At 73.0% G+C, this 23,991-nt stretch carries 13 protein-coding genes; all 13 read left to right on the top strand.

Annotated features, from left to right (window positions below; genetic code table 11):
- Positions 1-132: 132 nt before the first annotated feature.
- The 13 genes from B9L22_RS01980 (at position 133) to B9L22_RS01920 (ending at position 23,972) form a co-directional block, all read left to right on the top strand.
- Positions 133-873, top strand: a complete 741-nt coding sequence (locus B9L22_RS01980; RefSeq protein ID WP_143317014.1) for a hypothetical protein — start codon at positions 133-135, stop codon at positions 871-873.
- 79 nt (positions 874-952) lie between these two features.
- Positions 953-1,828, top strand: coding sequence for a pyrroline-5-carboxylate reductase (gene proC, locus B9L22_RS01975; protein WP_086149024.1), 876 nt, complete (start codon positions 953-955; stop codon positions 1,826-1,828).
- A 35-nt stretch (positions 1,829-1,863) separates the two neighbouring features.
- On the top strand, positions 1,864-2,916 hold the full coding sequence (locus tag B9L22_RS01970) for a LacI family DNA-binding transcriptional regulator (RefSeq protein WP_034655503.1): 1,053 nt from the start codon (positions 1,864-1,866) through the stop codon (positions 2,914-2,916).
- A gap of 113 nt (positions 2,917-3,029) precedes the next feature.
- A complete protein-coding gene (locus B9L22_RS01965) occupies positions 3,030-4,691 on the top strand; it encodes a xylulokinase (RefSeq protein ID WP_086149023.1) in 1,662 nt (553 codons plus the stop codon).
- Complete coding sequence (locus tag B9L22_RS01960) at positions 4,688-5,446, top strand: L-ribulose-5-phosphate 4-epimerase (protein ID WP_086149022.1); 759 nt, start codon at positions 4,688-4,690, stop codon at positions 5,444-5,446. Before B9L22_RS01965 ends, B9L22_RS01960 begins: the two co-directional genes overlap by 4 nt.
- 125 nt (positions 5,447-5,571) lie before the next feature.
- Complete coding sequence (gene araA / locus B9L22_RS01955) at positions 5,572-7,080, top strand: L-arabinose isomerase (protein WP_021479858.1); 1,509 nt, start codon at positions 5,572-5,574, stop codon at positions 7,078-7,080.
- 381 nt (positions 7,081-7,461) lie between these two features.
- Positions 7,462-8,481, top strand: a complete 1,020-nt coding sequence (locus B9L22_RS01950) for an ABC transporter substrate-binding protein (RefSeq protein WP_031315144.1) — start codon at positions 7,462-7,464, stop codon at positions 8,479-8,481.
- 235 nt (positions 8,482-8,716) lie between these two features.
- Positions 8,717-10,255, top strand: a complete 1,539-nt coding sequence (locus B9L22_RS01945) for a sugar ABC transporter ATP-binding protein (RefSeq protein ID WP_086149021.1) — start codon at positions 8,717-8,719, stop codon at positions 10,253-10,255.
- Positions 10,252-11,310 (top strand): ABC transporter permease, encoded by a 1,059-nt coding sequence (locus B9L22_RS01940; protein WP_086149020.1) that lies wholly within the window; start codon positions 10,252-10,254, stop codon positions 11,308-11,310. Before B9L22_RS01945 ends, B9L22_RS01940 begins: the two co-directional genes overlap by 4 nt.
- An 83-nt stretch (positions 11,311-11,393) precedes the next feature.
- The gene (gene yjfF, locus B9L22_RS01935) at positions 11,394-12,371 is read left to right on the top strand and encodes a galactofuranose ABC transporter, permease protein YjfF (RefSeq protein WP_086149613.1); all 978 of its coding nucleotides are present in this window, start codon (positions 11,394-11,396) and stop codon (positions 12,369-12,371) included.
- Positions 12,372-12,634: 263 nt separating this feature from the next.
- Positions 12,635-16,516: an alpha-L-arabinofuranosidase C-terminal domain-containing protein gene (locus B9L22_RS01930; protein WP_158097131.1), complete on the top strand. Its 3,882-nt coding sequence runs from the start codon at positions 12,635-12,637 to the stop codon at positions 16,514-16,516.
- Between the two features lie 223 nt (positions 16,517-16,739).
- A complete protein-coding gene (locus tag B9L22_RS01925; RefSeq protein WP_086149019.1) occupies positions 16,740-20,918 on the top strand; it encodes a beta-L-arabinofuranosidase domain-containing protein in 4,179 nt (1,392 codons plus the stop codon).
- 156 nt (positions 20,919-21,074) lie between these two features.
- Complete coding sequence (locus tag B9L22_RS01920; RefSeq protein ID WP_086149018.1) at positions 21,075-23,972, top strand: family 43 glycosylhydrolase; 2,898 nt, start codon at positions 21,075-21,077, stop codon at positions 23,970-23,972.
- Positions 23,973-23,991: the final 19 nt, after the last annotated feature.

Raw genomic sequence — 23,991 nt, 5'->3', positions numbered from 1 at the left:
TCCGGCGCGTGCCCGACACCCCGCGCCACCGCGGGGGTTCGGGCACGCGCGCGTCCTACGCTGGGCCGCGGGGCCACGGGCCCGGAAGATCGGCGGCCCACGAGGGCCACCGGGAGCAGAGAGGTGCGCGCGATGAGCCAGCCGCCCGGCGGGGGCACGCCAGGACGGGCCGCCACCCCGGCGCGCCCCGGGCCGAGGGCGGGCGCGTCGGGCCCGTCGGGTCCCCGCCGTCCCGCCGACGCGACGGGCGCGCGCGACCGGCGGCACTCCCGCCCCCCGTCGGCGGCGGTGTACCGGCGCCGCCGGCTCGTCGTGCTGGTCGGCCTCCTGGTCGTCGTCGGCCTCGTGCTGGCGCTCCTCGCGTGGGTGTGGCCGGGGTTCGCCCGCTCGGACGCCGCGGCGGAGCCCGAGCCGACGGTCACCGTCACGGCCGACCCGCCCACGCCGACGCTCGAGCCCGTGGCACGCACCGGCACGACCGCGTTCGCGCAGGCGCTCCCGGACACCGTGCTCGACCTCGTGCTCCGCAGCGACTCGGCGACGGACGCGTGGACCGCCGCGCGCGCCCTGGAGGCGTACCAGCTCGAGTACGCCGACGGCGAGGGGGACGACGCGACCCGGGTCACCGTCGTCGCGGGCCAGTGGCCGACGTCCGCGGAGGCGGAGGCCGCCGCGGACGACCTCGTCGCCGCGGCGGGCACGCCCACGGAGGAGGGCGACGTCGAGGTCGCCGGGGAGGTCGCGGGCCGGTACGCCGTGACCGACGCGGGCGACGGCCGGGCCACTGTCACGTGGCGCAACGACACGGCCGTCCTCCAGGCGACGGGGCCCGCCGACGTCGTGGCCGACGTCTACGCCGCCTTCCCGCTCTGAGCACCGGGGCCCTCGCGGCGGCCCGCACCCGCCGGGTGCGCAAGAATGCCCTTCACCGACCTCCGGGAGCTGATCGCCCATGACCGACCTGCCGACCCCGCCCGCGCCCCGGCTCGCCGTCCTCGGCACGGGCGTCATGGGCGAGACCGTCCTCGCGGGTGCGCTCGCGTCGGGGTGGCGACCCGACGACGTCGTCGCCACGGTCCGCCGGCCCGAGCGCGCCGACGAGCTCGCCGCGCGCCACGGCGTCCGGACGACGCGCGACAACGTCGAGGCCGTGCGCGGGGCCGGGGTCGTCGTCGTCGCGGTGAAGCCGAAGGACGTGGCCGCGCTGCTCGCCGAGGTCCACGACGCGGTGGGCGAGGGCACGGTCGTCGTGAGCGTCGTCGTCGGCCTCCCGACCGCCTTCTACGAGGAGCGGCTGCCCGCGGGCACCGCGGTCGTGCGGGTCATGCCGAACACGCCGTCCGTCGTGGGCGCGGGCGTGAGCGCCGTGAGCGGCGGGAGCGCCGCGGACGACGACGACGTCGCGCTCGTCGAGCGGCTGCTCGCCGCGACGGGCCTCGTCGTGCGCGTCGCGGAGAAGAACCAGGACGCCGTCGGCGCGCTCTCCGGCTCGGGTCCCGCGTACGTCTTCTACGTGATCGACGCGCTCGCCGAGGCGGGCGTGCTGCTCGGCCTGACGCGCGCGACGGCGCTCGAGCTCGCGACCGCGACCGTGCACGGCGCGGCCACGATGCTGCGCGAGACGGGCGAGCACCCGGCGATCGCGCGCGAGCGCGTCTCCTCGCCGGGCGGCACGACGGTCGCGGCCCTGCGCCGTCTCGACGCCGGCGGGGTGCGCGCCGCGTTCCTCGACGCGCTCGAGGCCGCGCGCGACCGCTCGGCCGAGCTCGCGGCGGCGCTCGCGGACGCCCCGGCGCCGCGCGCGGGGACCGAGGGGGCGGGGTCGTGAGCGACGGGCCCTCGCCCCGCACGCGCCCGCCCGCGATGTCGGACGTCGCGCGGCTCGCCGGCGTCTCGCACCAGACCGTGTCCCGCGTGCTCAACGACCACCCGAGCGTGCGGCCCGAGACCCGCGACCGCGTCCTCGACGCGATCGCGACGCTCGGCTACCGCCGCAACAGCGCGGCGCGCGCCCTCGTGACGATGCGCTCGGGCACGATCGGCGTGGTCACCACCGGCTCCGCGCTGTACGGGCCGACGTCGACCCTCATCGCGGTCGAGGAGGCCGCGCGCGAGCAGGGCTACTTCGTGAGCGTCGCGACGATCCGGCGCTACGACGCCGACACGATGCACCGCGTGCTCGAGCACTTCATGGACCAGGGCGTCGAGGGCATCGTCGTCATCGCGCCGCAGACGGACGTCGCGGCGGCGGTCGACTCGTTCCGCGCGCCGGTCCCCGTCATCATGATCGCCGCGCGCGACCTCCCCGCGGACGGCGAGGCGACCGACGTCGTGCGCCCTGCGCCCGGTGCGCTCGGTGCGCCAGGGGCGATCCTGTCCATCGCCGTGGACCAGCGCCTGGGTGCGCGCGTCGCGACGGAGCACCTGCTCGGCCTGGGCCACCGCACGGTGCTCCACCTGTCCGGGCCGCTCGACTGGTTCGACGCGCGCGAGCGCGAGACGGGCTGGCGCGCCGCGCTCGAGGAGCACGGCGCGCCGGTGCCCGAGCCGGTGCGGGGCGACTGGTCGTCGGACCGCGGGTACGCCGTCGGGCGCGAGCTCGCGGCCGCGGTCCGCGCGGGCGATGGCCCGACGGCGGTGTTCGCGGGCAACGACCAGCTCGCGCTCGGCCTGCTGCGCGCGTTCTGGGAGCAGGGCGTGCGGGTGCCGGCGGACGTCTCGGTGGTCGGGTTCGACGACGTCGCGGGCGCCGGGCACTTCATCCCGCCGCTGACGACGGTGCGCCAGCCGTTCGGGTCCCTGGGCCGCCGGTGCATGGGGATGATGATCGACGCGCTGGCGGGCGCGACGGTCCGTCCCGTCTCGATCCCGCCGGAGCTCATGGTGCGCGAGAGCACGGGCACGCCGCGCGACTGACCGCGCGCTCGCGCGGGCGAGCGCGGAGAGAGTTGGCCTCGCCGGTTGTGAGCGCTAACATTCGAAGGACACTCAACGACCGAGGCGCGACGCCGCGACGAGGAGAAGCAGCAATGGTGCAGCAGGACGAGGTCGGGCGCCGTCGGGCGGCCGTCGTGGCGGGGGACACCGCGCTCGGGATCGAGCTCGGGTCGACGCGGATCAAGGCGTGCCTGGTGGACGGCGACGGCACGCCGCTCGCGAGCGGGAGCCACGCCTGGGAGAACCGGTTGGAGGACGGCACGTGGACGTACCCGCTCGACGCCGTCGAGGCGGGGCTGCGCGAGTGCTACGCGCGCCTCGTGGCCGACGTCGAGGAGCGGTACGGCGTGCGACCCACGACGTACGGGGCGCTCGGCGTCTCCGCGATGATGCACGGCTACCTCGCGTTCGACGCCGACGGCGAGCTGCTCGTCCCGTTCCGCACGTGGCGCAACACCTCGACCGGCCCGGCCGCCACCGAGCTCACCGAGCTGCTGGGGTACAACGTCCCGCTGCGCTGGTCGGTCGCCCACTGGTACCAGGCGATCCTCGACGCCGAGCCCCACGCGGCGCGCGTCGCGTCGCTCACGACGCTCGCCGGGTACGTCCACCGGCGCCTCACGGGCCGCCACGTGCTCGGCGTCGGCGACGCGTCCGGCATGTTCCCGGTCGACCCGGCGACGCGCGACTACGACCACGCGCTGCTCGCGCTCGTCGACGAGCGCGCCGCGACCCACCGGGCCGGGCCGAAGCTCGCCGAGCTGCTGCCCGACGTGCTCGTCGCGGGCGAGGACGCCGGGCGCCTGACCGCCGAGGGCGCGGCGTGGCTCGACCCCACGGGGTCGCTGGAGCCCGGCGTCCTGCTGTGCCCGCCCGAGGGCGACGCGGGCACGGGCATGGTCGCGACGAACGCCGTCGCGCCGCGCACGGGCAACGTCAGCGCGGGTACGAGCATCTTCGCGATGGTCGTGCTCGAGGGCCCGCTCGCCGCCGTGCACCACGAGCTCGACCTCGTCACAACGCCGGCGGGCAACCTCGTCGCGATGGTCCACTGCAACAACGGCGCGAGCGAGCTCGAGGCGTGGGCAGGCCTGCTCGGCGAGCTCGCCGCGGCCGTCGGCAGCGACGCGCGCCCGGACGACGTGTTCGGCGCGCTGTTCCGCGCCGCGCTCGACGGCGACGCCGACGGCGGCGGGCTGCTCGCCTACAACTATCTCGCGGGGGAGCCGATCACCGGGCTCGACGAGGGGCGCCCCCTGGTCGTCCGCACGCCCGGCAGCCGCCTGACGCTCGCCAACTTCGCGCGGACGCAGGTGTACGGCGCCTTCGGGACCCTCGCGCTCGGCATGCGCGTGCTCGCGCGGGAGGGCGTCCGGATCGACGGGATGCTCGCCCACGGCGGGATGTTCCGCACCGCGGGCGTCGCGCAGCGGCTCCTCGCAGCGGCGATCGGCGCGCCCGTCAGCGTGGGGCGCACGGCGGGCGAGGGAGGGGCCTGGGGCATCGCGGTGCTCGCGGCCTTCGCGCGCGCCTGCGCCGGGGAGCGCGCGCCGGGCGCCGACGTGGGTGCGGGCCTGGGCGACTACCTGCGCGACCACGTCTTCGCGGCGGCCGAGACCGTGACGGTCGAGCCCGACCCCGCGGACGTCGCCGGCTTCGCCGCGTACCTCGAGCGGTACGCGGCCGGGCTCGCCGTCGAGCGCGCCGCCGTGACAGCGCTGCCCACCCGCACCGGAGGAGAGGACCCCGCATGAGCACGCCCACCCCGTCCGCGGACGCGACGGCCGCGCGACCCGCCGTCCCGGCGGTACCCGCGCACCTGCGCGACGCCGTCGACGCCGCCAAGGAGCGCGTCGCCGCGCTGCACGCCGAGCTGCCCCGCTGGGAGCTCGTGGTGTGGACCGCGGGCAACGTGTCCGAGCGCGTCCGGGACGCCACGCGGCCCGACGGCGCGGGCGACCTGCTCGTCATCAAGCCGTCGGGCGTCGCGTACGACGACATCACCCCCGGCGCGATGGTCGTGTGCGACCTCGACGGGGCCCTCGTCGAGGGCGACCGGTCGCCGTCGTCGGACACGGCGGCGCACGCGTACGTGTACCGCCACCTGCCCGAGGTGGGCGGCGTGGTGCACACGCACTCGACCTACGCGACGGCGTGGGCCGCGCGCGGCGAGCCGGTGCCGTGCGTCCTGACGATGATGGCCGACGAGTTCGGGGGCGACATCCCCGTCGGACCGTTCGCGCTCATCGGGGACGACTCGATCGGGCGCGGCATCGTGGAGACGCTGCGCGGGTCGCGCAGCCCCGCGGTCCTCATGCGCAACCACGGGCCGTTCACCATCGGCAAGGACGCGCGCGCGGCGGTCAAGGCAGCCGTGATGTGCGAGGAGGTCGCCCGCACCGTGCACGTCAGCCGCCAGCTCGGCGAGCCCACGCGCATCGCGCAGGACGACGTCGACGCGCTCTACGCGCGCTACCAGCACGTCTACGGGCAGCAGCCCGCGCGCTGACCGGCGGGCCGCTCCGACCCGGTTCCCCCGGGGCCCGGCGGCGCACCGGCACGACACGCAGCACGACCACCGGGACGGGACCGCAGCGGTGCGGCCCTCGCCCACGACACGAGAGATGGACCGACATGAGCAAGCCCTACGCGGACCGCGAGATCTGGTTCCTCACCGGCAGCCAGGACCTGTACGGAGAGGAGACGCTGCGGCAGGTCGCCGAGCAGTCGCAGGAGGTCGCGCGCGCCCTCGACGCGTCGCCGGACGTCCCGGCGACCGTCGTCTGGAAGCCCGTCCTCAAGGACGCCGGCGCGATCCGCCGCGCGATGCTCGACGCGAACGCCGACGACCGCGTGCTCGGCGTCGTGACGTGGATGCACACGTTCAGCCCCGCGAAGATGTGGATCGGCGGCCTCGACCAGCTCCGCAAGCCGCTCCTGCACCTGCACACGCAGGCGAACGTCGAGCTGCCGTGGGACACGATCGACTTCGACTTCATGAACCTCAACCAGGCCGCGCACGGCGACCGGGAGTACGCGTACGTCGCGACGCGGCTCGGGGTGGCGCGCACGACGGTCGTCGGGCACGTCTCGAACCCGGCCGTCACCGCGCGCGTCGGCTCGTGGGTGCGCGGCGCCGCCGGCTGGGCGGCGACGCACGAGCTGCGCCTCGCCCGCTTCGGCGACAACATGCGCAACGTCGCGGTGACCGAGGGCGACAAGACCGAGGCCGAGCTCCGGTTCGGTGTGAGCGTGAACACGTGGGGCGTGAACGACCTCGTGCGCGCGGTCGACGAGGTCTCGGAGGCCGACGTCGACGCGCTCGTCGCCGAGTACGAGGACCTCTACGACGTGGTCCCCGAGCTGCGCAAGGACGGCGACCGGCACGCCTCGCTGCGGTACGCGGCCCGGCAGGAGATCGCGCTCGAGACGTTCCTCGAGTCCGTGGGCGCCAAGGCGTTCACGACGAACTTCGAGGACCTGGGCGACCTGCGCCAGCTCCCCGGCATCGCCGTCCAGCGCCTCATGGCCAAGGGCTACGGGTTCGGGGCCGAGGGCGACTGGAAGACGGCCGTGCTCGTGCGCGCCGCGAAGGTCATGGGCGAGGGGCTGCCCGGCGGCGCGTCGCTCATGGAGGACTACACCTACGACCTGACCCCGGGCAGCGAGAAGATCCTCGGCGCGCACATGCTGGAGATCTGCCCGTCGCTCACGACCTCGACGCCCCGCGTCGAGATCCACCCGCTCGGCATCGGCGGCAAGGAGGACCCGGTCCGCATGGTGTTCGACGCCGACCCGGGCGTCGGCGTCGTCGTGTCCCTCGCGGACATGCGCGACCGCTTCCGGCTCACGGCGAACGTCGTGGACGTCGTCCCGCCGAGCGCGCCGCTGCCGCACCTGCCGGTGGCACGTGCGGTGTGGGAGCCGCGGCCGGACTTCGCGACGTCCGCCGAGGCCTGGCTGACGGCGGGCGGCGCGCACCACACGGTGCTCTCCACGGCCGCGGGGATCGACGCGTTCGAGGTCTTCGCGGACATCGCGCGCACGGAGCTCCTGGTCATCGACGAGAGCACGACGCGGCGGGGCTTCCGCGACCAGGTGCGGTGGAACCAGGTCTACTACCGCCTCGCGCAGGGCCTCTGACGCCTGGGGGAGCCGTCCGTGCACGGTCCCGTCCCGGCCACCGGCCGTGACCGAACCGTGACGGGGCGGCGGCTTCCCCTGGAGCCGTGTGAGCGCTAACATCGTCTCTCGGGAGGCTGTGAGCGATCACATCCGCGGGCCCGGGGTCTTGCCCCTCGCCTGGCTCCGCAGCTCGAGCACGTCGCAGTGCCGAGCGGTGACCGGAATGGTTACCGAACGGTGATGCGGAATGCCGAGTGGGGGCTTGCGGGAGCGGCCCTGACACCGCTAGACATTGACACAAGCAAACATGTATCAACAAGAGTCAACAGTCCGATGAGGGGCTGGCACGACCCGACGGTCCTCGGCACGGCGCCGAGGTCGCATCTCAAGGAGGAGAGCATGTTCAGCACGACCAAGGCGCGCACGCGTCTGACGGGTGTCCTCGCCGGCGTGGCGGTCCTCGCGCTCGCGGCGTGCAGCAGCGGGGGCGGCAGCACGGACGGCAGCAGCAACGACGCGGGCGGCGACGGCGGCGGTGGCGGCGACACGATCTCCGTCGGCTTCTCGCAGGTCGGCGCCGAGTCCGGCTGGCGCGCGGCGAACACCAAGTCCATCCAGGACACGCTCACGGCCGAGAACGGCTTCGACCTCAAGTTCTCCGACGCGCAGCAGAAGCAGGAGAACCAGATCCAGGCGATCCGCTCCTACATCGCGCAGGGCGTCGACGTCATCGCGTTCTCCCCGGTCGTCGAGTCCGGCTGGGACGCGGTGCTCGAGGAGGCCAAGCAGGCCGGCATCCCCGTGATCCTCACCGACCGCGCGGTCGACTCCGAGGACGACACCCTCTACGAGTCGTTCATCGGCTCCGACTTCGTCCTCGAGGGCGAGATGGCCGGCGACTGGGTCTCCGAGAACCTCGCGACCGAGCCCATCAACGTCGTCGAGCTCCAGGGCACCACGGGCGCCGCGCCCGCGATCGACCGCAAGACCGGCTTCGAGAACGCCACGGCGGACAACCCCAACGTGACGATCATCGACTCGCAGACCGGCAACTTCACGCGTGCCGAGGGCAAGACGGTCATGGAGGGCTTCCTCCAGGCGCACGACGACATCGACCTCGTGTACGCGCACAACGACGACATGGGCCTCGGCGCCATCGAGGCCATCGAGGCCGCCGGTCTCGTCCCGGGCGAGGACATCAAGATCGTCACCGTCGACGCGGTCAAGGACGGCATGCAGGCCCTCGCCGACGGCAAGATCAACTTCATCGTCGAGTGCAACCCGCTCCTCGGCCCGGACCTGGCCGACATCATCAAGAAGGTCGTCGCGGGCGAGGAGGTCGAGAAGCGCATCGTCGTCAAGGACGAGTCCTTCACGCAGGAGCAGGCGATCGAGGCGCTCCCGACGCGCGAGTACTGAGCGCACCGCGCGCGCCGAGCGGTCGGCCCGGACCTCCGGGCACCCGCTCCGCACCGCCCCGGCGGGGCCGGTCGACGCCGACCGGCCCCGCCACCACGGACGGGTCGCGCGCCGGGAGAGCACGGCTCCCCGGCGCGCGGCCGACGCACCACCGCCGGCATGCCGACGCCGCCGGCGTCCTGAGGCGCCCCGGGGCCCGGCAGCCCCGCCGCCACCGCTGCACGGAAGGTCACCCATGACTACCGCCGTCCCCGACGGTCGGCCCGTCGTCGAGATGACCGGGATCTCGATCGAGTTCCCGGGCGTCAAGGCGCTCGACGGAGTCGACCTCACGCTCCGGCCCGGAGAGGTCCACGCCCTCATGGGCGAGAACGGCGCCGGCAAGTCGACGCTCATCAAGGCGCTCACCGGCGTCTACTCGATCGACTCCGGTCGCATCCTCGTCGACGGCGCCGAGCACACGTTCTCCGGCCCGGGCGAGGCCCAGGCCGCCGGCGTCTCGCCGGTGTACCAGGAGGTCAACCTCTGCGAGAACCTCTCGGTCGCCGAGAACATCATGCTCGGCCACGAGCCGCGCCGCCTCGGCGCGATCGACTGGCGGGCCACGCGCCGTCGGGCGGGAGAGATGCTCGCGCGCCTCAACCTCGACATCGACCCGGCGTCCTCGCTCTCGAGCCACTCCCTCGCCGTGCAGCAGCTCGTGGCCATCTGCCGCGCGCTCGTCGTCGAGTGCAAGGTGCTCATCCTCGACGAGCCGACGTCCAGCCTCGACGCGGACGAGGTCGCGCAGCTCTTCGCCGTCGTGCGGCGCCTGCGCGACGAGGGCGTCGCGATCCTCTTCGTCTCGCACTTCCTCGAGCAGGTGTACGAGATCTCCGACCGCATGACCGTGCTGCGCAACGGCAAGCTCGTCGGCGAGTACGTCACCGCCGAGCTGCCGCGCCTCGAGCTCGTCTCCAAGATGATCGGCACCTCGCTCGAGGTGCTCGAGGAGCTCGAGGAGGCGCCCAAGCGCTCGGTCGCCGACCGCGAGGCGACGCCGTTCGTCCAGGCGCTCGGCGTCGGCCGCAAGGGGTCGGTGCAGCCGTTCGACCTCGACGTCTACCCGGGCGAGGTCGTCGGGCTCGCGGGCCTCCTCGGCTCGGGCCGCACCGAGCTCGCCCGGCTGCTCGCGGGCGCGGACCGCGCGGACAGCGGCCAGGTCCGCGTCGGCGGCGCGCTCGCCCGGCTGCGCACGCCGCGCTCCGCGATGCAGCGCAAGATCGCGTTCTCCTCGGAGCACCGCAAGGCCGAGGGCATCGTGGGCGACCTGACGATCCGCGAGAACATCGTGCTCGGTCTCCAGGCCGAGCGCGGGTGGGCGCGGCGCCTGCCGCGCAAGCAGGTCGACGAGATCGTCGAGAAGTACATCAGCGCGCTCGCGATCCGCCCCGCCAACCCGGACGCGCTCATCAAGAACCTCTCGGGCGGCAACCAGCAGAAGGTGCTCCTCGCGCGCTGGCTCGCGACGGCGCCCAGGCTGCTCATCCTGGACGAGCCGACGCGCGGCATCGACGTCGGGGCGAAGGCCGAGATCCAGAAGCTCGTCGCCCAGCTCTCGGGCGAGGGCATGTCGGTCGTGTTCATCTCGGCCGAGCTCGAGGAGGTGCTGCGGCTCAGCCACCGCATCGCCGTCATGCGCGACCGCGTCAAGGTCGCGGAGATCACCAACGACGAGGACGTCACGGTCGAGGACGTCGTCGAGCTCATCGCGAGCGGAGGGCAGGAGTCATGAGCACCACGGCACCCGCCTGGCAGCGCGCCGTCCAGCACCGGCTCTTCTGGCCGATCGTCGCGCTGGTCGTGCTGCTGGCGGTCAACACGGTCAACCGGCCGAGCTTCCTGTCCATCAGGCTGCAGGACGGGCACCTCTTCGGGTCGCTCGTCAACCTGCTGAAGAACGGCGCGCCGCTGCTGCTCGTCGCGCTCGGCATGACCCTCGTCATCGCGACGCGCGGCATCGACCTGTCGGTCGGCGCGGTGGTCGCGATCTCCGGGGCCGTCGCGCTGAGCTTCATCGCGTCGTCGCCCACGCCGGACAGCCTGACGACCGTCCTCGTCGCCGTGGGGATCGCGCTCGCGCTGTCCTTCGTCCTCGGCGTGTGGAACGGCTTCCTCGTCTCCGTCCTCGGGATCCAGCCCATCATCGCGACGCTCGTGCTCATGACCGCGGGCCGCGGCGTCGCGATGCTCATCACGGGCGGCCAGATCACGACGGTCAACAGCGCACCGTTCAAGTCGATCGGGTCCGGGTTCTGGTTCGGGATCCCCGTCGCGGTCGTGCTGGCCGGCCTCGTCTTCGCGGCCGTCGCGCTGCTCACGCGGCGCACCGCGCTCGGCATGCTCATCGAGTCGGTTGGCATCAACCCCGAGGCGAGCCGACTCGCGGGCGTCAAGGCGCGCAGCATCATCTGGACCGTCTACGCGGTCTGCGCGCTCTTCGCGGGCCTCGCCGGCCTCATGATCTCGTCGAGCACCATGGCGGCCGACGCCAACAACGCCGGGCTCTTCATCGAGCTCGACGCGATCCTCGCCGTCGTGATCGGCGGCACGTCGCTCGCGGGCGGGAAGTTCTCGCTCTCCGGCACCCTGGTCGGCGTCCTCATCATCCAGACGCTCACCCTCACGGTGACCATGCTCGGCATCTCGCCGTCCGTCACGCCCCTGTTCAAGGCGATCGTCGTCATCGCGGTCTGCCTCGCGCAGTCCCCGAAGGTGCGCGACCTGGTCGCCGCCCGACGACGTCGCGCGGCCCCGACGGCCGCCGCGGCCGCGGAGGTGAGCGCCTGATGTCCGCCGTGCAGACCCCTGCCCCGACCTCGCCGCCCGACCCCCGGGGCGCCGAGACCGCCGCCCCCGGAGGCCGACCGACCATGACCGAGAGACTCACGAGCCGCGTGCGCCTCGACCGGCGCTACCTCCCGGTCCTCGGCACGTTCGCGGTGCTCGCGCTCATGCTCGTCGTGGGCGGGAGCCGGTACGAGAACTTCCTCTCGGCCCGCGTCGTCTCGAACCTGTTCATCAACAACTCGTTCCTCATCGTGCTCGCGGTCGGGATGACGTTCGTCATCCTCACCGGCGGCATCGACCTCTCCGTGGGCGCCGTGGTGGCGCTGTCGGGCATCACGACGGCGTCGCTCCTCCAGAGCGGGTGGCCGGTCGCGGTGGTGCTCCTCATCGCGGTCCTCATCGGCACCGTGCTGGGGCTCGCCGTCGGGCTCATGGTCCACGTGTTCGACATCCAGCCGTTCATCGCGACGCTCGCCGCGATGTTCCTCGCGCGCGGCCTGTGCTACGTCATCAGCCTCCAGTCCATCCCGATCACGAACGAGTCGTTCGTCGCGCTCGCGGGCTGGAGCCAGGAGATCGGCGACGGCTGGCGCCTGACGACCGCGGTCATCATCGCGCTCGTCGTCGTGGCGATCGCGTTCTACGTGCTGCACTACACGCAGTTCGGCCGCACGGTCTACGCGATCGGCGGCGGCGAGCAGTCGGCGATGCTCATGGGCCTGCCCGTCGCGCGCACCAAGGTGCTCGTCTACGTGGTGAGCGGCACGTGCGCCGGCATCGGCGGCCTGCTGTTCGCGATGTTCTCGCGGTCCGGCTACTCGCTCACGGGCGTCGGCATGGAGCTCGACGCGATCGCGGCGGTCGTCATCGGCGGCACGCTCCTCACGGGCGGGACGGGCTTCGTGCTCGGGTCGGTGCTCGGCGTGCTCGTGCTGGGCCTCATCCAGACGATCATCACGTTCGAGGGCACCCTGAGCTCGTGGTGGACGAAGATCGTCATCGGCGTGCTGCTGCTGGTCTTCGTGATCCTGCAGCGCGTCCTCGTCGTCAGGCGGAGGTGAGCCGGCGGCACCGGCCTCCGCCCCGGGCGTCCTCGTGACGTCCGCGGCGCGGGGCCGGTGCCGCGGCCGTCTGCCCGGGCCGACGGCCCGGGGTCACCGGAGCAGGACGGGGGCCGGCACCCCTGGGTCGTTCGGGCGTATGCCCGACCGGCGGTGTCATGACGCCGCCCTTGTAGAATGTGAGCGCTCACACTAGGCTCGGGCCGAACTTGTGAACGCTCACACGCAATGGTGCGTGTCTCTCGACGATGAGAGGAAGCCCTATGGAAACGTCTGTTCACCCGTCCCTCCCCACGCCCCGGCGCAGACCGGCCCGCCGCCGGTCCGTCGCGGTCGCCCTCGTGGCGGGCATGGTCGGCACGGTGGCGCTCGCGACGTCGCTGCCGGCCGCCGCCGCGGAGCCCGACCTGCCCGACGGCGCGTGGGTCGACACGTTCGACGGCGCCGCGCTCGGCCCGGACTGGACCGTCGTCAACCCCGTGCCCGAGGCGCTGTCCGTCGGCGGGGGGAAGCTCACGCTGACCTCGCAGCCGGGCGACACGTACCAGGACGCGAACAGCGCGAAGAACGTCGTGCTGCTCGACGTGCCGGCGGGCGACTTCACCGTCGTCACCCGGCTCGAGGCGCCCGTCGCCTCCGTCTACCAGGGCGCGGGTCTCGTCGCGTGGCAGGACATGGACAACTACGTGCGGTCCGGCCTGACCTTCGTCGGCAGCCTCTCGCCGTCGGGCCGCGCGATCGAGAACGACGTCGAGACCGGCGGCGTCTTCAGCGCGGCGGCCTTCACCGACCGCCCGGGCTCCACCGGGGAGACGCTGCGCATGCAGCGCACCGGCGACACGATCGCCACGAGCTTCTGGGACGGCACCGCGTGGCAGCCCGCGGGCTCCGTGACCGTCGACTTCCCGACGACGCACGTCGGCCTCTACGCGCTCGCCGCGCAGAGCGGCGCGGCGCACACCGCGGCGTTCGACTACGTCGCGGTCCAGGCCGCCGAGGGCGCCGACCAGGTGCCCGACGGCACGTTCACGCTCGCGGGCCCGGGCGACGCCCGGTACCTCGTGGCGACCGACGACGGCCTCGCCCTCGACGACGAGCGCCCCGCGACGACCGTCGCGCTCGCCGCGACGGCGGTCGACGGCACCGAGGGCACGTCCCCGGTGACGCTCGCCGTCGGCGACCGGCCCGTCGTCGTCTCCGGCGCGTCCCGGCTCTCCCTCGGGGCCGCGGGCGCGGACGCGACGGCGCTGCGGCTCACCGACGCGGGCGGCGGCACGGTCTGGCTGCGCAGCGCGGCCGACCCCGAGCGCTACGCCGGGGTGCGCGCGTCCGACGGCGCGCTCGTCCTCGGTCCGCGCGACGCGGCCACGAAGCTGACGATCACGCCCGCCACGAGCGCGGACCACGAGATCACCGTGGACCTCGCGGGCGAGCGCACCCAGATGAGCGACGAGCTGTACGGCATCTTCTACGAGGACATCAACTACGCGGCCGACGGCGGCCTGTACGCCGAGCTCGTGCGCAACCGGTCGTTCGAGTTCAACAACCAGGACAACGGGTCGTTCACCGGGCTCACGGCGTGGAGCGCCGCGAACCGGGGCGGCGCGACGGCGACGACCCAGGTCGTGAACGACGCCGGGCGGCTCAACGCGACGAACCGCACCTACCTCAACCTCACGACGACCGGGGCGGGCGCCGGGGTGCGCAACGCCGGGTACAACACGGGGCTGTTCGTCGAGGAGGGGGAGTCGTACGACTTCTCCGTCTGGGCGCGGTCGGCGACGGCGCAGACCGTCACCGTGCGCGTCGAGGACGCCGCCGGGACCACGGCATACGCGACCGGCCAGGTCGCCGTCGACGGCTCGGACGCGTGGAAGAGGTACGACGTCACGCTCACCGCCACCGGCACGACGAACGCCGGGCGGCTCGCGCTGCTCTCCGGCGCGGCGGGCACGCTCGCGCTCGACCAGGTGTCGCTCTTCCCGCAGGACACGTGGGTCGGCCCGGTCAACGGGAAGTCCGTGCTCCGCAAGGACCTCGCCGAGAAGATCGACGCGCTCGACCCGCAGTTCCTGCGCTTCCCCGGCGGCTGCGTGACGAACGTCGGCACGTTCCGCACGTACGAGGAGTCGGGCTTCACCGACCGTCGCCGCACGTACCAGTGGAAGGAGACGATCGGCCCGGTCGAGGAGCGCGCGACCAACTGGAACTTCTGGGGCTACAACCAGTCCTACGGCATCGGGTACCTCGAGTACTTCCTCCTCGCCGAGGACCTCGGCGCGACGCCGCTGCCCGTGGTGTCGGTCGGCGCCAACGGCTGCGGCAGCACGATCCCCGAGATGACCGACCCCGCGCAGATCCAGCGCTGGGTGGACGACACGGTCGACCTCATCGAGTTCGCCAACGGCGACGTGACGACCGAGTGGGGCGCCGTGCGGGCCGAGCTGGGCCACCCCGAGCCGTTCGGCCTGAAGTACGTCGGGCTCGGCAACGAGGAGAACACGAAGACGTTCGAGGCCAACTTCCCGGCGTTCCGCGACGCGATCGCGGCCGCCTACCCGGACGTCCAGCTCATCTCGAACTCCGGGCCGGACGACACGGGCCAGCGCTTCGACGAGCTCTGGGAGTTCAACCGCGAGCAGGACGTCGACCTCGTCGACGAGCACTACTACAACGACCCGCAGTGGTTCCTCGAGAACGACGAGCGCTACGACTCCTACGACCGCGAGGGGCCGCACGTGTTCCTCGGCGAGTACGCGTCGCGCGGCAACACGTTCGCCAACGCGCTGTCCGAGGCCGCCTTCATGACGGGCCTCGAGCGCAACTCCGACGTCGTGCGGCTCGCGTCGTACGCGCCGCTGCTCGCGAACGAGTCGTACGTCCAGTGGTCGCCCGACGCGATCTGGTTCGACAACGACGAGTCCTGGGGCTCGGTGAACTACTACGTCCAGCAGCTGTTCTCCGCGAACGCGGGCGACGAGGTCGTGCCCAGCACGCACTCCGGCCCGGCGCCCGCCGACGCGACGCTCGACGGCGGCGTCTTCCTCTCCACGTGGAACACGGCCGCGCAGTACGACAACGTGCGCGTCACCGACAACGCGAGCGGCGAGGTGCTCTTCGCGGACGACTTCGAGTCCGGCGCGTCGCAGTGGGAGCCGCAGTCGGGCACGTGGGCGGCGCAGGACGGCGCCTACGTCCAGTCGGCGACGAACGTCACCGACGCCCGGTCGATCGTCGCCGGCGCGTACGCGAAGGACTGGTCGAGCTACACGCTCGAGCTCGACGCGCGCAAGACGTCGGGCGCGGAGGGCTTCCTCGTCGGCTTCGCCGCGGGCGGTCCGAACGACTACTACTGGTGGAACCTCGGCGGGTGGAACAACACGCGCCAGGCCCTCCAGCGCGCGTCGGGCGGGAGCGCCAACGAGGTGCAGGCGGTGGAGAACCACAGCATCGAGGCCGGGCAGCCGTACCACGTCAAGGTCGTCGTCGAGGGCTCGACGATCGAGCTCTACCTCGACGGCGAGCTCCAGATGTCCTACGAGCAGCCGTCGACCAAGTCGCTCTACCAGGTCGTCACGCGCGACGACGAGACAGGTGACGTCGTCGTTAAGGTCGTCAACCCCACCGCCACCGCCGCGCGCACGCAGGTGCACGTCGAGGGCTCTGAGGGAATCGCGGACCAGGCGACGGTCACGGAGATGGTGGGCGCGCCGTCGGACACCAACACCAAGGCCGACCCGGAGCGGGTCGTCCCGGTGGAGCGGACGCTGACGGGCGTGGGGGAGGAGTTCTCCTACGAGTTCCCCGCGCACTCGATCACGTTCGTCCGGCTGCACGCGGCCGACACGGAGCCCGAGCTCGACCTCGCGGTCGAGGTCGCGCCGCGCTGCCTGGCGGGCACGGCGTACGTCGCCGTGCGCGCGACGAACGGCGAGGACGTCCCGGTCTCGGTGACGCTCGCGACGCCGTTCGGGCAGAAGGCGTTCGCGGACGTGGCGCCCGGCAGGAACGCGTACCAGTCGTTCGCGGCGCGCGCGACGTCGGCCCCGGCCGGCACCGCGACGGTGACGGGCACGGCGACGCTCGACGGCGAGCAGGTCACCGCGACCGTCGACGTCGCCTACGACGCGCTCGACTGCGGCTGAACGACGCCGAGGTAGAACCGCAGGTCGCGAGGTAGAAGCCCCCGGGCTCTACCTCGCGACCGCTGGCTCTACCTCGCGAGAGCACGCTTCCCTCGTGGCCGGTCCGGCGGGCCACGAGGGCGCGGCCCGCGCTCCCCGCGCGGGCCGCCACCGCACGACATCGCACGACACCGCACGTCTCGACGCGCGGGCGACGACGCCCGCGCCGACCAGAGGAGCACCGATGCACCCCCGACCGACCGACGGCGTCCGCCGTCGACCCGGCGGCGTGGCCCGGCTGGCGGCCGTGGCGGCCGCCGCCGCGCTCGCCGTGACCGCGTGGGCACCGTCCGCCGTCGCGGCCGACGCCCTGCCCGCGCCCGTCCTCGACCTCGCGTTCGACGGCGACGTCGCCGACGCGAGCCCTCTCGCGCACCCCGTGGCCCTGCGCGGCCACACGGGCTCCGCTCCGACCGGCTTCTCCTACGTCGACGGCGTCGACGGGGCGGGGCAGGCCCTGCGCCTGAGCGGCAGCACGTACCTCGACCTCGGGTCGTCGACGGCGCTCCAGCCCGAGGACCTGACGCTCTCGTTCTGGGTGGAGCCCAGCGGGAAGCTGTCCGGGGAGCACGTCGTCACGTGGAACAAGCGCGCCTACAACTCCGACGGCTGGTACCTGTCGTCCGAGTCGGACACGGTGCCGCTCGCGCTGTCGGTGGGGCCGGCGTCGGGCCAGCCGTACAAGGTGCGGGTCGCGAGCTCCGACCGCGCGGCGTTCTTCCCCGCGGACGAGTGGACGCACGTCGTCGTCACGTACGACCACGCGACGAAGGCCGTCGCGTTCTACCGCAACGGCGAGCAGGTCCCGTCGACGGTGGCCAGCGCGGTCGCCGGCGACGCGACGGGGGTCCTGGGATCCGACCCGGCGCTGCCGAAGACGATCGGGTTCAACGGGCCCCAGTACAACGGCGCCTACCTCAAGGCCGCGCTGGACGACTACCGCCTGTACGACGCGGTGGCGGACCTGGGCGACGTCGTCGGGCTGTACGAGGAGAGCGGGCGCACGGTGGACCGCGACGCGATCGCGCAGGACGACGCCGACGCGCTGTCCCTGCCGGAGCGCGCGACGGTCGCGCTCGTGCTCCCGGCGACGGGCTCGCGCGGGTCGGCCGTGACGTGGCGGTCGTCGCACCCCGAGGTGGTCGCGACCGACGGGACCGTGGTCCGGCCCGCGATCGGGGAGGACGACACGCACGTCACGCTGACCGCGACGGTGCGCTACCTCGACGGCGAGCCGGTGACGCGCGACCTCGAGGTCGTCGTGCCCGCGCTCGTCGACGAGACGCCGCTCGAGGAGACCGCGCTGCCGTCGGTGCTGCTCTCCGACGACTTCCTCCAGAACGCCGCCGCGAAGGAGCACGAGTACCTGCTGAGCCTGGACTCCGAGACGTTCCTCTACGAGTTCTACAAGGTCGGCGGGCTGACCCCGACCACGGCCGCCGGGTACGGCGGCTGGGAGCGCAGCAACGCCGTGAACTTCCGCGGCCACGCGTTCGGCCACTACCTCTCGGCGCTCGCGATGTCGTGGTCCTCGACGCAGGACGAGGCGACGAAGGACGCGCTGTTCACCGAGATCGAGGAGGGCGTGGGCGGGCTCGCGCGCGTGCAGGACGCGTACGCCGCCGCGCACCCCGGCTCAGCGGGCTACGTCTCCGCGTTCCGCGAGTCGATCCTCGACCAGGTGCAGGGCACCGGGACGTCGGACGAGAACGTCATCGTGCCCTGGTACAACCTGCACAAGGTGCTCGCCGGGCTGCTCGACGTCGCCGAGCACGTGGACGGCCCCGTCGGTGACCAGGCGCTCGCCGTGGCGACCGAGTTCGGGCTCTACGTCCAGGGGCGCGTGGCGAAGCTGCCGAGCACCGACGTCATGCTGCGCACCGAGTACGGCGGCATGAACGAGGCGCTGTACGAGCTGTTCGACCTCACGGGCGACGTCCGGATCAAGGAGGCGGCCGAGGCGTTCGACGAGGTGACGTTCTTCCGTCAGCTCGCCGCGGGCCAGGACGTGCTGCCGGGCAAGCACGCCAACACGCAGATCCCCAAGCTGCTCGGCGCGCTCAAGCGCTACCAGGTGTTCACGCAGAACCCCGCCTACTACGACCTGCTCACGCCCGCCGAGAAGGACGACCTGCCGATGTACCTCGCGGCGGCGGAGAACTTCTTCGACATCGTGGTGCGCGACCACACCTACGTCACCGGCGCGAACAGCCAGGCGGAGCACTTCCACGCGCCCGGGTCGCTGCACGAGCGCGCGGACGAGCAGGGCACCGCGCGCAACGCCGAGACGGCCGAGACGTGCAACGAGTACAACATGCTCAAGCTCGCGCGCGAGCTCTTCACGCTGAGCAAGGACGTGCGGTACGCGGACTACTACGAGAACGCGTTCATCAACACGATCCTCGCGTCGCAGAACCCGGAGACCGGGACGACGACGTACTTCAACCCCATGGCGTCGGGCTACCACCGCGTCTACAACCTGCCGTTCACCGAGTTCTGGTGCTGCACCGGGACGGGCATGGAGAGCTTCTCCAAGCTCGGCGACTCGATCTACTTCACCGGCCAGGGCTCGGTGTGGGTCAACATGTTCTTCTCCTCGACGGTCGAGCACGCGGAGCAGAACCTGCGGCTCACGCAGGAGGCGAACCTGCCGAACGAGGACACCGTGACCTTCCGCGTCGACGCGCTCGACGGCGGTGCGGTCGCCGAGGACGCGACGCTGCGCCTGCGCGTGCCGTCGTGGATCGCGGGCGAGCCCGCGGTCGAGGTGAACGGCGCCGCCGTCGAGCCGCACGTGTCGCGCGGGTACGTCGTGCTGCCCGTCGCCGCGGGCGACGTGGTCCGGTACACGATGCCGATGGCGGCGTCCGTAGTCGACACCCCGGACAACCCGTACTTCGTGGCCTTCCGGTACGGGCCGGTCGTCCTCTCCGCGAACCTCGGCGAGGTCCCCGAGCCGGCGTGGCAGGGCACGGGCATCCTCGTCCGCTCGTCCACGCGCGACGCCGACGCCCAGACGACGATCACGGCGGCGAACATGGGCGCCGACGAGTGGAAGGAGCGGATCGCGGAGAACCTCGTCCGTGTCGAGGACGACGCCGAGGGTCGGGTCCAGCTCGTGCTGCGGAACACCGCCGACGGCGGCGACCTCGTCTTCACGCCCCACCACACCAACTGGGACGTGACGTACGGGCTGTACCTCCACCTCGACGAGCCGGACTCGGCCGCGTCGCAGGAGCGCATCCTGCGCGCCAAGCAGGAGCTGCGCGACGCCGACCGCACCGTCGACAGCCTGACGAGCTTCGACGACAACAACTTCGAGAACGCGAAGAACCTCAAGCAGAGCGGGTCGTCGGTCGGGACGTTCTCCGGCCGTCAGTTCCGCCACGCGAACGGCACGGGCTGGTTCAGCTACGACCTCATGATCGACCCGGCCTCGGCGTCGAACCACCTCGGCGTCACGCTCTACTCGGGCGACCAGGGCCGCGTGTTCGACGTGTACGTCGACGACGAGAAGCTGAAGACGATCACCACCGTCGCGAACGCCCCGACCAAGGACGAGCAGGGGTTCTACGTCGACACGACGCAGCTCCCGGCGAAGTACCTCGAGATCGGCGAGGGCACGCGCTGGAAGGTCGACAGCGCGGGGGAGTACGTGCTCGACGAGGACGGCGAGCGCATCCCCGTGGTCACCGTCCGCTTCCAGGCGACGGGCGGCTGGGCCGGAGGCGTGTTCGGCGTCCGGGTCGACCGCGCGGCGTCGTACGACGCGACGCCCGGGCTCGCGGCGCTCGCGTTCGACACCGGGTCGCTCGCCCCTGCGTTCGACCCGGCGGTGACGGACTACACCCTCACCGTCCCCGCGGGCACGACGAGCGTCGTGCTCGACGCCGACCCGCACGTGCCGAGCGGCCTGGTCCGCGTCGACGGCGTGCTGATCGACGACACGCAGGGTCGCGTCCTGGCGCTCCCGGCAGACGGGAGCGCCAGCACCGTGGAGGTCGTCGGCGTCGCGCAGGACCACGAGACCGCCACGACCTACCGGGTCGAGATCGTGCCGGGGGCGACGGCCGTCGTCCCGCTCGACGTCGAGGTCTCGTCGCGCTGCCTCGCCGGCAAGGCCTACGTGGCGGTCCGGGCGACGAACACGGGCGCCACGCCGGTGGACGTCACCCTGGCGACGCCGTACGGGGAGAGGTCGTCCACTGGCGTCGACCCGGGCGCGAACGCGTACCAGTCGTTCGCGTCGCGCGCGACGGCGGTCCCCGCCGGCACCGCGACGGTCACCGCGACGGCGGTGCTCGACGGCGCCCCGGTCACCACGACCCACGACGTCGACATCGAGCCGCGCACCTGCGGCTGAGCGACCCGCGCGCCGCACCGGCGTCCTCGCGGTCGGTCCGACGGGCCGCGAGGACGCCGCACCGCGGCGACGCGGCGTCAGTCGATATCGGTACCGACATCGATATCCCCGGCATGAACCCATGACAGCAGCAGGACCTCGACGAGGAGGAACGACATGAGCAGGCACCGGAGACGGCGAGCCGCGGCGACGATCGTGGCGGGGGTGCTGGCGCTCGGGGCCGGCCTGCCCGCGGCGCACGCCACCGCGACGGCCGACGACGAGCCCCCTGCGGCGACCGCCCTCACCGGGCTGACCACGACGGACCGCGGCGACGGGACCTACGACGTCCCGCTCCTGCGCAGCGACGTCCCCGACATCAGCGTCACGCGCGTCCCCGCGGCCGAGAACGACGAGGGCCGTGACCTCTACTACATGATCAGCACGACGATGCACCTCGCGCCCGGCGCCCCGATCATGAAGTCGTACGACCTCGTGAGCTGGGAGATCGTCGGCTACGTCTACGACCGGCTCGGCGTCGGCGACGTGTCGTCGCTGCGCAACGGCAAGAACGGCTACGGCAACGGGCAGTGGGCGTCCTCGCTGCGCTACCGCGACGGCACGTTCTACGTGGTGTTCAACACCAACGACCTCGGGGGGTCGTACCTCTTCCGCACGGACGACGTCGAGCACGGCGCGTGGGAGCGCACCGCGCTCGGCCGGGGGTTCCACGACCCGTCGCTGTTCTTCGACGAGGCCGACGGGGGGACGCCCTACATCTTCTACGGCTCGGGCGCGACGAGCGCCGTCCGGCTGAACGACGACCTCACCGCGATCGAGGCGGACTTCCCGAACATCATCCGCGCCGCGGACTACGCGGGCGAGCCGTTCGTGGGCGGGCTGTTCGAGGGCGCGCAGGTGCACTACATCGACGGCGAGTACTACGTCGCGATCATCACGTGGCCCAGCGGCCAGAACCGGCAGGAGGTGCTGTTCCGCTCCCCGCACCTGCTGGGCCGCTACGAGACCGCCGACGGGTCGAACCCGTACGAGGCGCGCAGCGCGCTGAACTCGGACGGCTTCGCGCAGGGCGGGCTGGTCGAGGTGCCCGACGGCGCGGGCGGCTACGAGTGGTGGGGCATGTTCTTCCGCGACACCTACCCTCTCGGCCGCATCCCCGCGCTCATCCCCGCGACGTGGGAGGACGGCTGGCCCACGTTCGGCGACGACGGCGTCGTCCGCGTCGGCGACACCTTCGCCAAGCCGATCGCGCTGGACCCGGCGACGGAGCGCCGTGAGCGGCTGAAGAGCATCGTCGCCTCCGACGACTTCGCGAACGACGCCGAGCACCGCGCCTTCAGCGACACCGTCTGGGAGGTCCCCGACGCGCCCACGTACGACGAGTCCCTGCTCGGCGTCGAGCTCGTCGCCAACCCCGGGTTCGAGGACGCCGGGACCGCGCCGTGGGCCGCGCAGTTCGGGGCGACGCTGTCGCGCGAGACGAGCGGCGCGGCGTCGGGCACGGGCACGCTGCGCGTCGCGGGCCGGACGCTCAACGGCTCCGGCCCGAACCAGCAGCTCGGCGGGAAGATCCAGGCCGGCGTGACCTACGAGGTCTCGGCCCGGGTCCGCTACGCCTCCGGGCCGGCGCAGGTCCGCTTCAACCTCGTCGGGGACTGGGGCGCGGGCGTCACCACGCTCGCGTGGGCGAACGCCACGCCGGGGGCGTGGACGACCGTGCGGGGCACCTACACCGTCCCGCAGGACGCGGACGTCCGGACCTTCAAGCTCGCGGTCGAGACGCCGTGGGGCAACCCGCAGCCGCCGTCGTCGAGCGTCGAGTACCTGCTCGACGACGTGTCCGTGGTCGGCCGCGCGCCGACCGTCGAGACGCCCACGCTCGAGGAGGTGTCGTACAACGGCTCGGACCTCGACCTCGCCTGGCAGTGGAACCACGCGCCGGACAACCGGTACTGGTCCCTCACCGAGCGCGAGGGCTGGCTGCGCCTGACCAACGGGCACGTCGTGACCGGCGAGGCGGAGTACACCAAGGCGCCCGGGCGCGACCTCACCTACCTCGAGGAGGCACGCAACACGCTCGGCCAGCGCACCTTCGGGCCGACGGCCTCCGCGGAGACCCGCCTCGACGTGTCGGGGATGCTCGACGGCGACGTCGCCGGCCTGGCCGTCTACGGCCGCAGCTTCGCGTACGCGGGCGTCCAGCAGGTCGACGGCGAGCGCACGCTCGGCCTCGTCACGCGGCTCCAGCCGTTCACGGACACGATCGACCGCGAGGCGGTCGAGTCGTTCGTCCCCGGGTCGCAGGTCCCGCTGGGCGAGCGCACGGACGTGCACCTCAAGGCGGACGCGGACTTCGCCTCGCCGGGCGGCCAGCTCTGGGTGCAGTACTCCTACAGCCTCGACGGGCGCACCTGGCAGCCGCTCGGGCCGCGCCAGGGGCCGCTCGTCATGGACTGGAGCCTGTCCCACTTCATGGGCTACCGGTTCGGCCTCTTCTCCTACGCCAAGGAGCAGACCGGCGGGCACGTCGACTTCGACCACTTCCTCCTCAGCGACGTGCTCGACGCCGACGGCGGCGCCGACCGGACGGCGCTCGACGCCGTCGTCGCCGAGGCCGAAGGGCTCGACCCGGCGGACCACACGGCCGAGTCGTGGGCCGCCGTCGAGCAGGCCCTCGCCTGGGCGAGGTCGACGACCGCGCCGTCGACGCAGAACCAGGCCGACGCCCCCGCGCGGGCGCTCGCGCTCGCCGTCGCGTCGCTGGAGCCGACGACGTCCCCGGACGTCGCGTTCGCGGCGGAGGCGAGCCTGCGCGCGCTCGCCGGCACCGACTACGTCGCCGTGCGCGTCGTGAACGAGGAGGACGTCCCGGTGGACGTGGTGGTCACCACGCCGTACGGCAGCCGCACGTTCGCCGACGTCCGACCGGGGGCGAGCGCCTACCACGCGTTCCCGACGAGACGGTCGCAGGCGCCGGCCGGCGAGGTCACCGTCACCGTCACGCGCTCGACCGACGCCGCGACGACGACCCGCACCGTGCCGTTCGGCCGCTGACCCGCGCCCGACCCGGCGG

It is taken from the genome of Cellulosimicrobium sp. KWT-B, assembly GCF_002127155.1.
GTDB classification, from domain to species: Bacteria; Actinomycetota; Actinomycetes; order Actinomycetales; family Cellulomonadaceae; genus Cellulosimicrobium; species Cellulosimicrobium funkei.
This window is presented reverse-complemented; position numbering and strand designations above follow the sequence as displayed.